We start from the raw sequence: 12,483 nt of genomic DNA, 5'->3' as shown, positions 1-12,483 counted from the left end.
GGCGGCTATTGAGAGTAAATCTGCTCGCGCGTGAAGGCACCTTCTGCAATCAGCGATGAGTCGATTGTGTCCTTGGTGATGACCACGACCGGGGTGACGATCGTCGGCACGTCGACGGCACCATTGTTGCGAAGCGTGAATCCTGTGACGAGTTCGGTGACCGGCTTGTCTTTGTTTTTGGCGAGCGCGATGGCCACCTCGGCGGCGCGGTTGGCCAGCGGCTCGATTTTCTTCCACACGTCAATGCTTTGCTTGCCTTCGGCCACCAGCCGGACGTTTCTCAAATCGGCATCGGCCCCGGCGACAAACACCTTCGAGCCGTCAGCCAGCTTTTCAGCCTGCAACGCACCCATGACGCCATAAGCCATGCCGCTGTTGTTGCAGATGAAGGCGTCTATTTTGTTGTCGTATTTGACCAGCAGCGCCTCGGCGGTCTCGCGCGCGGCGTCCGGCGACCAGCCTTCATGCGAGCGCTGGGCGACAAGGTGCAATCCCGGATTCTGCGCAATGACCTGCAGCACGCCGCTCGACAGCGCCTGGGCGTTTGAATCGCCCGGCTGGCCCATGATGAGGGCGACGTTGCCTTCGGCCTTGCCGCCCTTGTGCGCTTTCAGCCACTCGACCATCGCCTCGCCCTGCAGCTTGCCCACCGCCCAGCTGTCCTGCATCACCATGACGTCGAGCGGGCCGCCGGTCAGCATGGAATCGTAACCGACGACGCGCACGCCGCGTTGGTTGGCCATCGCAACCAGCGCGCCGGCCGTACCGGTGTTGACCGGCTGGAAGACAATGACGTCGATACCGCCATCGAGTATCTTCTCGAACTGGCTGAGCTGGAGCTCCTCGTCGTTGTTGGCGGAATCGAAAATCACGTCGGCGCCGAGCTGCTCGGCATGCTGCGTGAACAGCTTGCGGTCGGTTTCGTAGCGCTCCTCCTGCATGGTTTTCAGAAGAAAGGCGACCTTCGGCTTCACATCCTGGGCCATTACAGCCGCCGCCGTAATGGCCAGAACGAAGATAACGGCCGCGATTCGCCACAAGATCGTCATGGATTGCGTTTCTGAAGCAGGTTTCATGGCTTTTCCTCCAGATCGTTCGGGCATCTGTGGTGCCCTGCCGCGGACGCAGGGAGTCAGCGCCCGCGGCAGGCCGGTTCGGTCACTTGCGCTTCTGCAAGACGTCGAACCAGACGGCGAGGATGATGATGAAGCCCTTGATGATGAGCTGGTAGAAGGTCGACACGCCGAGCAGGCTCATGCCGTTGTTGAGCACGCCGATAATGAGCGCGCCGATGACGGTGCCGCCGATCGTGCCCGAACCGCCGGCGAGGCTGGTGCCGCCGATGACGACCGAGGCGATGGCGTCCAGTTCGAACATGGTGCCGAGATTTGGCGAGGCGCCGTTGAGGCGGGAGGCGAGCAGGATGCCGGCAAGCGCCGACAGCACCGAGACGGTTATGTAGACGATCAGCTTGGTCTTGTAGACGTCGATGCCGGACAGCCTGGCCGCGTCTTCATTGCCGCCAAGCGCATAGAGGCGCCGGCCGAAGCGGGTCTGGCCGAGGATGTAGATACCAGCGGCTGCGATAACGGCGAAGATCGCCACCGGAACCGGAATGCCGTCATAGCTGCCGAACACATACAGAGCGAGCGCCAGGCCAGCGCCAGAAATGACGAGGTTGGAGACGATCTGGATCGTATCGATCTCAGCCCCGACCTTTCTTGCCCGCGCGGCGCCGCGGAAGGTCGTGTAGAGCATCAGCGCGAATATGGCGACGATGATGACCGTCGAGGCCATTGGCGGGATGTAGGCGCCGCCGATCTGCGGAAACATCTTGTCGGTGACCGGCACGGAACTGCCGTCGGAGATGGTCAGCGCCAAGCCGCGCGCGATGGTCAGCATGCCGAGCGTTATGATGAAAGGTGGTATCTTGTAGTGGGCAATCCAGAAGCCGTTCCAGGCGCCGATCAGCCCGCCGACCACAGCCAGGGTAAGGACGATAGATATCCAGACATTGATGTCGTTCTGCATCAGCGTCGTGACCACGATCGCTGAAAGGCCGGCCACGGAACCGACTGACAGATCGATGCCGGCGATCAGGATAACCATGGTCATGCCGACGGCGATGATGCCTATGATCGTCACCTGCCGGGCCAGGTTCGAGAGGTTTCGGGCGGTAAAGAAGGAATCGTCGGCAAAGGAAAGGCCGATGACCAGCACGAGCAGCGCGATGAGGGTCGCGTTGTTCTTGATGAAATTGAGAACGGCGTTCTTATTCATGACCCTTACCCCCCTTGGCGCTTCCGGTCGCGTATTCCATGATCGTTTCCTTGGTCGCGGTATCTCGGTTGAACTCGGACACGATTCTGCCCTCCGCCATGACCAGGATGCGGTCGCTGAGGCCGAGCACTTCCGGCAGTTCCGACGAGATGACGATGACCGCCACGCCCTGTTCGACGAGGCTGTTCAACAGTTTGTAGATTTCCACCTTGGCGCCGATATCGATGCCACGTGTCGGTTCGTCGAGGATGAACACCTTCGGCTTGGCGTTCAGCCACTTGCCGAGGATCACCTTCTGCTGGTTGCCGCCGGACAGCGTCCCGATCACCGTGCCGATAGTCGGCGTCTTGACGCCGAGCTGCTTGACGTAGTCGGTGACGAGCTGGCGCTCCTGGGCATGGTTGATGACGCCGAGCAGCTTGCTCGAGATGGTGTGAAGCGAACTGATCGTGGTGTTGAAGGTTATTGGCTCGGAGAGAAAGAGACCGAGCGCCTTGCGGTCCTCGGTCAAGAGCGCGATCCCGCTGTCGATCGCGTCCCGGGGGGATTTGATATTGAGCTTCTTGCCGTCGAGCCAGACTTCGCCCCGCGACTGGCCCGGATAGGCACCGAAGATGCCGCCCACCAGTTCCGTGCGACCGGCGCCCATCAGGCCCGATATGCCGAGAATCTCGCCCTCATAGGCAACAAAAGACGATTTCTTGACCCGCTTCTCGCCAGGGATGGTCGGATGATCCACCTCGATATCCTTGACCTCGAGGATCTTGCGGCCACGTTTGGCGACACGCTTGGGGAACATGTCCTTGATGTCGCGGCCGACCATGCGCGAAATGATCTGGTCGAGCGTGATGTCGGCGATCGGCGTGACATCCCCGATGGTCTGGCCATCGCGCAGAACGACGATCTGGTCGGCGATCTGCTGGATTTCCTCCATTTTGTGCGAGATGTAGCACATGCACACCCCGTCGGCCTTGAGCTTGCGGATGATGCGGAAGAGGTCCGCCACTTCCTTTTCCGTCAGCGCCGAGGTCGGCTCGTCGAGCACCAGGATGCGTGCCTTCTTCGACAGCGCCTTGGCGATCTCGACCATCTGCTGCTTGCCGACGGTGATGGAGGAAACCTTGTCGGTCGGCGCGAAGTCGCGGATGCCCAGTTCTTCCAGCAGCTTCTTGGTCTCATGGTTGAGCTTGATCCAGTCGATCCTGCCCAGCGCGTCGGTGAACTGGCGGTCAAGGAAGATGTTCTCCGCCACCGTCATCTCGGGGATGAGATTGAGCTCCTGGTAGATGATGGCGATGCCGGCGTCCTCCGCCTGCCTGGTGTTGGCGAACTGTTTCTTCTCGCCATTGACGAAGATGTCGCCGCTGTAGGTCGGATAGGGCCAGACCCCGGACAGCACCTTCATCAGCGTCGACTTGCCGGCGCCATTTTCGCCCATCAGCGCCAGAAGCTCGCCCGCCCTCGCCTCGAAATTGACGTGGCTGAGCGCCTTGACGCCAGGAAACTCCTTGGTGATATCCACCATCTTCAGAACGATTTCGTTCGCCATCGCTATCGATCCCTTCTTTCCGCACAGCATCGCCGCCGACGCGTTCCGTCGCGTCGGGCAAAGGGTCGAGCTCGCGGAAATCGCTTTTCAATGCAGCCTCCCGTGCTGACGGAAGGCTTTGTGCGTCAGGGAGGCCGCCGGCCTTGGGGCGCGGCGGCCAATCGGGCTATTTCCCGTAGACCTGTTCCTTGGTGTAGAAGCCGCCGTCGATCACGGTTGAGTCGACATTGGCCTTGTCGACCAGGACGACCGGCGTAACGATGGTCGGCACATCGACCTGACCATTGTTGACCATACGGTCAGCCTTGACCACTTCGGAGGCCGGCTTGTCAGGGTTGCTGGCGAGATCGAACGCGACCTGGGCGGCGGTTTCCGCCAGCGGATCGATCTTCTTCCAGATCTCGACCGCCTGCTTGCCCTGGGCGACGAACTGTATGTTGACCAGGTCGGCATCGGAGCCGGCGACGAACACCTTGTCGGCGCTGGCGAGCTGCTGGGCGTCGAGCGCGGCAATGACACCGCGCGCCATGCCTGAGTTGTTGCAAATGAAGGCATCGACGCCATTGCCGTATTTGGTCAGGACGTTCTCGGTCGTGGCCATGGCCTTCTCCGACGACCAGCCTTCATGCGCTTGCTCGGTCACCAGTTCGAGACCAGGATTTGCCTTGACGATTTCGAGCGCGCCGCTCGACATGGCAATGGCGTTAGAGTCGCCGGGTTGACCTTCGATCAGCGCGACCTTGCCTTCGACCTTGCCGCCCTTGTGGGCTTTCAGCCATTCGACCATGGCCTCGCCCTGCAGCTTGCCGACCGCCCAGGAGTCCTGCATGACCATCGCATCGAGTGGCCCGTTGACCAGCATGGAGTCGTAGCCGACGACTTTGACACCCTCAGCGTTCGCCATCGAGACCATCGAGCCGGCGGTGCCGGTGTTAACCGGCTGCATGACGATCACCTGGGCGCCCTTCGAGATCATGTTCTCGAACTTGGCGAGCTGGGTCTGTTCGTCGTTATTAGCTGCATCGAAGATCACTTCCGCGCCAAGCGATTCCGCTTTCTTGATGAAGGCGGCCTTGTCGCGCTGGTAGCGCTCCTCTTCCATCGTTTTGAGCAGGAAACCGATTTTGATATCGGCAGCCTGGGCGACGACGGGCGCCAAAAGTCCGGCGGCCAGAAGCGTCGTCGACGCGGCCGCGATGAGATTCCGCCTGTTGATGCGCATGATGTCTCCTCCCTTAATTCAACCGGGAACTTCGTGGTCTCATGACCCTCGAAGGAACATCCGGTTACTCCTCAAGGGGGAGACTACTGACAAGTCGGCAAATGTGTCCATACAAATGACTATGCAACATAAACATGCTGGAATATGCATGCATCGAACCACACTCGAATCGGGGCTACGCACGATGACAGAAAGGGATGAATCGGTCGGCAACGAGCGAGACAGACTCGCCCAACAAGCCGCCTACCTGCGCGCCCAGCACAATTTTTCCCAAGAGGAAATCGGCAAGCTTCTGGGTGGCGTGTCGCAATCGCATGTATCGCGTCTTCTCGCCTATGCGACCGAGCTCGGCTGGCTTGTGACCGAACTAAGATTTGACGAGCGAAACATTTCGTCGGAAGCCATGAGGGAGATCGAACATCTTCTGCAACCACGCGGACTTGTTGCATATTTCGAACGCATCCGGACGGAGACTGGGCGTGTCACGCCCAATGTTCGTGTTTTTGATAGCGGCAGCGAATCGTCAACAGCCGGTGCGTTCGAAATCAGATGCCGGCGTTTCGGCCGCTCGGCATCCGGGCGGCTAGAGGAATTGTTGCGTCAAAGTAGTTCCATTGGCGTCACATGGGGTCGAACAGTCAGTTCGCTGATCGACGGATTGGCCGCCGCTAACCGGAGTTTCCGGGCCGAGCAGCCAATCGTCGTCGTACCGGTCTCGGCCGAGCTCATTACGCTTGCCGCGCCCGACTATTCATCTTCATTGCTGGCGACCCGCTTGAACGCCGTTGTCAATCATGGCCACGGCGAAAAGCTGCGTCTCGCAGGCGTCCCCGCCTATATTCCAAGGCGCTATGACGAGGCCAAGACGAAAGCCATTCGGGAGTACATCCTCGACACAGCTTCCTATCGCCAGATCTTTGGAGCCGAGCGCCCTCTGATCAACCTAATCGACATGGTCGTCACAAGCGTCGGATCAGGAGAGCGTCCTCTTGGCGGCGCAATGGAAGAAATCCTCTCGGCGGGTGACATTTCTGCAGGCGAGTTAAAGCGGCTCATCATTGGTGATGTCGGAGGTGTGCTCATACCCAAACCAGGCCTATCGGAGGACGAGCGGCAGCTTGTTGTCAATCTGAATGCAATGTGGACCGGCATTACGAAGGAACATATTTCCCGCCTCGCTCTTCGGTCGGGACAGGGCGGCGGGGGCGCCGGTGTCGTTGTCGCAGCGATTGGCAAAGAGCGAGCTGAAATCATCGCTGAGATGGTCCGACTCGAAATGGTCAACGAACTGATCATCGATTGGGGGCTGGCAAACGCTTTGGAGGAGGCGTTCCGATAATCGGAGCTAACGAGCCGAGTAGTTTCTCCGTGTCTGCCGATGACCATGGGCCAAATTTCAAGCTCCAGACGCCTCTCCTCACCGTCGACTGCTGGACGTTCAGCGCCGCAAGGGCCTTCCAAAAAACTGCCAGCGACGTTATCGTTCATGGTCATCGCTATTGCGCTCGCGAGCCCGCTGCGCCGCGATATCGGTCTCGATAGCCTTCAGCTCGACCGGCGTGTCCGGCCCGGTCGCTTCGGACCGTTGGGGCTGTGCTGGCGGCTCGATGGCCTGCGGCTCACGACCGAGGCGGGAAAAGTCCGATCGTGCGGTGAAGGTGAATTCAGTTTCGTCGGCCGGCAGTCGTTCGGGCAGGTCCGCGCCATCGACGGCGACAATCCGCTCGTCCGTGACAATGCTGGCGACACGGTCGTCGTGCCCGAGCACCTGCCCGGTCACTTCTTCGCCTGGGCGGGCTGTGCGGACATTGTGCTCAAACGGATTCTCGCCGCGCGCCTCGAGATCGAAATATGCGGCGCGAAGGGCTTCGCGGCGGTTCGGCTCCACCGCGTCCTCGAGCACATGTTTCATGGCCGCACTTGACGGGTCGTTCGTGGTTTCGATCGAGGCCTCGATCATGCGCGGCTTGGTGATGACGGTGAAATCAACCTCATGGCCGTAGTGACGGCCAAGCTCGGCAATGAACGCCTCCTGGGTGCGTCCGTTGCCCTCGCGAAAGGGATGTACATAATTGAGCTCGGCCATGACCCGGCCCGCACGCTCGGCGAACTGCTCTGGCGTCGAGCCGCGCAAGACATCGGATCACGGATAGGCTTCAACGCTTCGTCGAGCCCCATTTCGATGCGCGAGCCGTGCAGGAATGCGGTGCCGCCTTTGGAGAGGCCACCGATCGGCTCCACACGCTGCCCGTCGACGATCGGGCTTTCATTGCGCGCGTGCCCGGCCCATTCGTAGACGTCCTGAAAGATATGGCCGTGAATAGCCTTAAGATGCGCCTTGTCGAATTGCCCTTGCGGGCCGTCGCCTTCGGCAATTTCCGCCATGCGGAAGGCCGTGGCGCGGTATTCTTCGATGCGCAGCTCGGAATTCGACTCGATGCCGAACCTGTTGCGCAGCACATCGGCACGATCGGGATCGTCCGACGTGTTCGGGTAGAAATAGGAACCTTTGGCAGGGCTCTCGGACATCGGCGGTGCCAACAAAAAACCGCCTGCGTAGGGCAGGCGGCCTTTCGCCTTGATAGCTGGAGTTTCGGCTATGCCCGTTTCGCTGGCCGAACGACCCGCAGGCGATACTCTTCGCGGCTGATGTCGCCGGCGACGTAGGCCGCCGCACGCCAGCGACGTTTCTCAGCAAAAGGGCGGCGCGACGAAGGATGATCTGCAGATCCGCTCGCGAGATGGCCGCAATGCGATCGGCGGCGCTTTCAAGCTCTTCGGCGAAGGCACTGATGTTGATACGCAAGGCCCCGGGAGGGGCCTTGTTGTATTTTGAGCCCAAGGCTGGTTGTGCCGGAATGGCCGTTTTTGAGCAAAAGGACACCTTTGTCCCGCGCACGGTGAATGGCCGCTTCGCGCCGCATTGCGGTCAATAAAGTTAGCTGTGCCACTGCCTTGAAGCGGACGTTATCGGCGACCGCGCTAGAGGTCACCGGTGCGCCAATTCCCGTCAGTCGTAGCGATCCTCCAGACCTGACATCGTGCTGCTGCTGGCCCACTGAGCGCCCTGTCGGCAGGATCGCCTAGCTTGACACTGCGTATGTTTAGGCAACCCAGCGGGTCAGAATTTGAACCGTCTCCTCCAACACCAGGGCCTACTCGGCGGCCAAAGCTGGTCGCAGTTCCAGTTCCTCCGTCGAAACCTCATGGATCTCATCCGCAGTCGGCTTGATCCGGAACCACGCGGTGTAGAGCGCGGGAAGGAAGAGCAGGATCAACACCGTGCCGGCCGCCGTTCCGCCGATCAGCGTATAGGCCATTGAGCCCCAGAAGACGGAGTGCGTGAGGGGGATGAAGGCCAGCACCGCGGCAAGTGCGGTCAAAATGACGGGCCGTGTGCGTTGCACCGTGGCCTCGATGACGGCGTGATAGTCGTCAATGCCGGCAGCACGGTTCTCCTTGATCTGTTCGGTCAGGATCAGCGTATTGCGCATCAGGATGCCGGCCAGTCCTATCATGCCCAGAATGGCGTTGAACCCGAAGGGTTGGTGGAAGGTGAGCAGCATCGGCACGACGCCGACAAGGCCAAGCGGCGCCGTCAGCATGACCATGAACATCGTCGAGAAGGATCGCACCTGCAGCATGATGACGATCAACATGGCGGCTATCATGGCCGGGAAGACCTTGCCCAGCGCGGTGTTGGCCTTTTCAGCCTCTTCGATCGATCCGCCCATTTCGATGCGATAGCCGACCGGAAGAGACGCAATCAGCGGCTGAAGGGCCTGCATGATCTGCTTGGAGACCTCCGGAGGCTGGGTCGCCTCATTGATGTCCGCGCGGATCGTGACAACGGGCGTGCGGTCGCGGCGCTTGAGGATCGGCTCTTCCTGACGGATTTCCGAATGCCCGATCTGGTCGAGCGGAATCGAGCGGCCGTCTCGGCTCACGAGTGAGAAATCTGCCAGACGCGCCGGATCCAGCCGCTCGCCGCCGGCGCTGCGTGCCACGATGGGGACATTGCGGATGTCCTCGCGAACCTGCGTAACGGGGATGCCCGTAAGGAGGAATTGCAGCTGCTGTGCCACCTCCGCCGGCGAGAGGCCGATGAGGTTTAGTCGATCCTGATCCGGGACGAAGCGAAGCACGGGCGTGCGATTGCCCCAGTCGCGGTTGGCCTGTCGCACGTCCGGGACGCCCCGCATGATGTCGAGGGCTTCTTCGGAAATGCTGTAGAGTTGCGTGGCATCGGGTCCCATAACCCGGAACTCGACGGGGAACGGCGTGTAGGGGCCGAACACGAGCTGCGCAACGCGGACATACGCCTCGGGGGCAAGCCCCTGCGCCACTGCCTGTCGGAGCCGGTGCTTCAAAGACTCACGCGCTTCGGCGTCCGGGGTCAGCACGACGATCTTGGCAAAGGCAGGATCAGGCAGTTCCGGGGCCATCGCGAAGAAGAAGCGGGGGGCGCCCTGACCGACATAGCTGGTGACGATCTTGGCCTCGGGCTGGCTGTCCAGCCAATGTTCAAGCTTCTCGACTGCGGCGGTCGTCGTCTCGATGCTGGCACCTTCCGGCAGGCGAACCTCCACCAACACTTCGGGGCGGTCGGATGTCGGGAAGAACTGCTGTTTGATGCCGGCCATACCGACGACGGAAAGGGCGAAGGCGATGCCAACGATACCGCAGGTTACGAACTTATGGCGTACGGCAAAGGTGATGAGCCGCCGCAAGCGTCGATAGTTAGGCGTGTCGTAAATAGCGTGGTGACCGCCTTCGACCGGTTTGATCGCGGGCAGCATCTTGACACCGAGATAGGGCGTGAAGACCACCGCGACGATCCAGGAGACAATCAGGGCGAACCCCACGACCCAAAAAATGTTGCCGGCGTATTCGCCGGCCGTCGAGCGCGCAAAACCCACCGGCACGAAGCCGGCGATCGTCACCAGCGTTCCGGATAGCATCGGCGCCGCGGTGTGGCTCCATGCATAGGCCGCCGCTTTGATGCGGTCCATGCCCTCTTCCATCTTCACCACCATCACCTCGATGGCGATGATGGCGTCGTCCACGAGAAGACCAAGCGCCAGGATGAGGGCACCGAGCGTGATGCGGTCGAAGAACCGGCCGGTTTCCAGCATGATGAGGAACACGACGGCGAGCGTCAGAGGGACGGCAGCCGCCACGACGATGCCGACGCGCCAGCCCATGCTGAGCAGGCTGATCAGCAGCACGACGCCGAGCGCCATCGCGAACTTCAACATGAATTCGTCAACCGCCGAGGTGATGTTGACGGCCTGATCGGACACCTTGTCGAACGTCATCCCAAGCGGCAGTGTCTTTGCGATCGTGGCAGTCCTGTCCTCCAGCGCCTTGCCGAGCGCGCGACCATCCCAGCCTTCCTGCATGACCGCCGCGAGCATGATGGTGGGCTCGCCCTGACGCCGGATGAGGTATGTGGGAGGGTCTTCATAGCCGCGGCTGACCTCGGCGATGTCGGAGAGCTTCAGTGTCCGCCCCGCGGCGACAATCGGCGTGTCGGCGATCGCCTGAACGCTGTCATAGGCGCCGTCGACCCGAATGAAGAGCCGCGGCCCCTGGGTGTCGATCGAGCCTGCGGGCGTGACGGTGTTCTGCCGCTGCAAGGCGGCGACGATGTCCTGTGCCGACACGCCGAGGGTTGCCAGCTTGGCGTAGGAAAACTCGACGAATATCTGTTCGGGACGTTCACCAAGGATGTTGATCTTCTTGACGCCGGGCACGTGCAGGAGGTCCTGGCGGATCACCTCCGCCTGCCGCGCCAGTTCCCGCATCGGCATGTCCTTGGCCTTCAGCGCATAAAGGGCGAAGCTCACATCCGAATATTCGTCGTTGACGAAGGGGCCAAAGACGCCGGGCGGCAGGTTTCGGGCTTCATCCCCGAGCTTCTTGCGAGCCTGGTAGAACTCCTCCTGCACGACGGATGACGGTGTGCTGTCCTTCAGCGTGACCGTCATATACGCATAACCTGGCCGTGTGGTCGTCTCCACCCTGTCGTACCAGGTCAATTCCTGAAGCCGCTTCTCCAACGGTTCGGCGACGAGATCCTGCATCTCGAGCGCCGTCGCGCCCGGCCATGCCGTCGTAACCGTCATGGTCTTGATGGTGAAGCTAGGGTCCTCGGCCCGGCCGAGCATGAGGAAGGCGTAGGCACCAGCAGCCACCAGCAAGAGGATGAAGAACAGGGTGACGGCGCGTTCGCGAACGGCGATCGCGGACAGATTGAAGCTCATCAGTTGCTCCCGCTTTCGGACTCGGTCCGGACGCGAGCGCCCTCCTGCAGGAGGTGGGCGCCGAGCGACACAATGGGAACGTTGGAGTTCAATCCGGAGATCACAGCGGTCTCGCTGGTTACACGAACAAGCTGGACGGGCTGAAAGTGTACAGTTGAGCTGGCGCTGTCCAACACCCAAACGCCAGTCTTGCGGCCGTCATCGAGCACGGCTCCCAGTGGCACCTGGACCTCCGGCTGTTTCACCTGGCTTGCGAGCCGAACGGTTACCGTCGCGCCAAGCGGTGCTGCGGCAGCCTCACCGTCGAGCACATAGCGCGCCTCATACGTGCGGGTCTGGGCATCGGCGGAGTCCGACAGCTGCCGCAGATGCGCTGAATAGCGACGTTCATCGCCACCATACACGCTGGCCTCGGCTGCCGAGCCTATCGCCGGCCGGATCGTTTCGGGAAGCGCGACAACCGCTTCGCGGGGGCCGGCCTTGGCGATCCGGATCATTGGCTGGCCGGCAGCCACGACCTGCCCCGGCTCGCCGAGCGTTTCAACCACCGTTCCATCCGCGTCCGCCAACAGGACTGCATAGGCCGCCTCGTTTTCAGCGACCCGTGCATCGGCTTCGGCGGCGGCAAGTTGCGCTTGGGCTGTATCCATCGCAGCCTTCGCCTGCTCGTAGCGCTGGGGTGTAACCCACCCACTGCCGAGCAAGCTGGCGTAGCGCCGTTCATCCGGCTGTGTCTGAACGACGGTTGCACGCGCTGCCGCAACGGCATTGCGTTTCGCCGAAAGCGCAAGGCGCAGATCGGTATCGTCAATCCGCATCAGCGGCTGACCGGCTTTGACCTCCTGACCGACGTCCACCAACCGTTCCACGATCTTGCCGGGAACCCGAAAGCCGAGATTGCTCTGCACCCTCGCCCCGATGATGCCGGTGAAGCCGCGTTCTGATCCGGTCACCGGCGCTGCCGACACCAATCTGACGAATGGTGCTTCCTGCCTCGGGTCGGTCACCAAAGGGGCTTCCTGCGCAGGAGTAGCAAGCGTGGCGAATGCCGCCGCCCATGACATCGCCGTGAGGGTCGATCCCAATACGATAACGGTTCTCTTTTTCACGCTCGTCGCCTCATCTCAAAATAGATTGCGTTCGCCCTCTATATCGATTATAGATTA

The 12,483-nt window shown here is 61.2% G+C and carries 8 protein-coding genes; 1 reads left to right on the top strand and 7 read right to left on the bottom strand.

Features of this window, described 5'->3' with window-relative positions:
- Positions 1–5 precede the first annotated feature (5 nt).
- From ACSQ3Z_RS34705 to ACSQ3Z_RS34690, 4 genes are all read right to left on the bottom strand, one after another.
- Positions 6–1,076: a substrate-binding domain-containing protein gene (locus ACSQ3Z_RS34705; protein ID WP_436175631.1), complete on the bottom strand. Its 1,071-nt coding sequence runs from the start codon at positions 1,074–1,076 to the stop codon at positions 6–8.
- An 82-nt stretch (positions 1,077–1,158) separates the two neighbouring features.
- On the bottom strand, positions 1,159–2,280 hold the full coding sequence (locus tag ACSQ3Z_RS34700) for a sugar ABC transporter permease (protein WP_436175630.1): 1,122 nt from the start codon (positions 2,278–2,280) through the stop codon (positions 1,159–1,161).
- Positions 2,273–3,829: a sugar ABC transporter ATP-binding protein gene (locus tag ACSQ3Z_RS34695; protein WP_436175629.1), complete on the bottom strand. Its 1,557-nt coding sequence runs from the start codon at positions 3,827–3,829 to the stop codon at positions 2,273–2,275. The genes ACSQ3Z_RS34700 and ACSQ3Z_RS34695 overlap by 8 nt, the downstream gene beginning before the upstream one ends.
- 166 nt (positions 3,830–3,995) lie before the next feature.
- Entirely contained in the window at positions 3,996–5,051 is a 1,056-nt protein-coding gene (locus tag ACSQ3Z_RS34690; RefSeq protein WP_436175628.1) for a sugar ABC transporter substrate-binding protein, read from the bottom strand.
- 148 nt (positions 5,052–5,199) lie between these two features.
- Between ACSQ3Z_RS34690 and ACSQ3Z_RS34685 the strand changes: the two genes are divergently transcribed.
- On the top strand, positions 5,200–6,390 hold the full coding sequence (locus ACSQ3Z_RS34685) for a hypothetical protein (RefSeq protein WP_436175627.1): 1,191 nt from the start codon (positions 5,200–5,202) through the stop codon (positions 6,388–6,390).
- A 138-nt stretch (positions 6,391–6,528) separates the two neighbouring features.
- On the opposite strand, the gene ACSQ3Z_RS34680 is transcribed toward ACSQ3Z_RS34685, so the two are convergent.
- The 3 genes from ACSQ3Z_RS34680 to ACSQ3Z_RS34670 form a co-directional block, all read right to left on the bottom strand.
- Positions 6,529–7,011: a hypothetical protein gene (locus ACSQ3Z_RS34680; RefSeq protein WP_436175681.1), complete on the bottom strand. Its 483-nt coding sequence runs from the start codon at positions 7,009–7,011 to the stop codon at positions 6,529–6,531.
- A 1,195-nt stretch (positions 7,012–8,206) separates the two neighbouring features.
- Complete coding sequence (locus ACSQ3Z_RS34675) at positions 8,207–11,317, bottom strand: efflux RND transporter permease subunit (RefSeq protein WP_436175626.1); 3,111 nt, start codon at positions 11,315–11,317, stop codon at positions 8,207–8,209.
- Positions 11,317–12,381, bottom strand: a complete 1,065-nt coding sequence (locus ACSQ3Z_RS34670) for an efflux RND transporter periplasmic adaptor subunit (protein ID WP_436171879.1) — start codon at positions 12,379–12,381, stop codon at positions 11,317–11,319. Before ACSQ3Z_RS34670 ends, ACSQ3Z_RS34675 begins: the two co-directional genes overlap by 1 nt.
- Positions 12,382–12,483 lie beyond the last annotated feature (102 nt).

Source organism: Mesorhizobium sp. LjNodule214 (genome assembly GCF_964252735.1).
In the GTDB taxonomy this organism is placed as follows: domain Bacteria; phylum Pseudomonadota; class Alphaproteobacteria; order Rhizobiales; family Rhizobiaceae; genus Mesorhizobium.
This window is presented reverse-complemented; position numbering and strand designations above follow the sequence as displayed.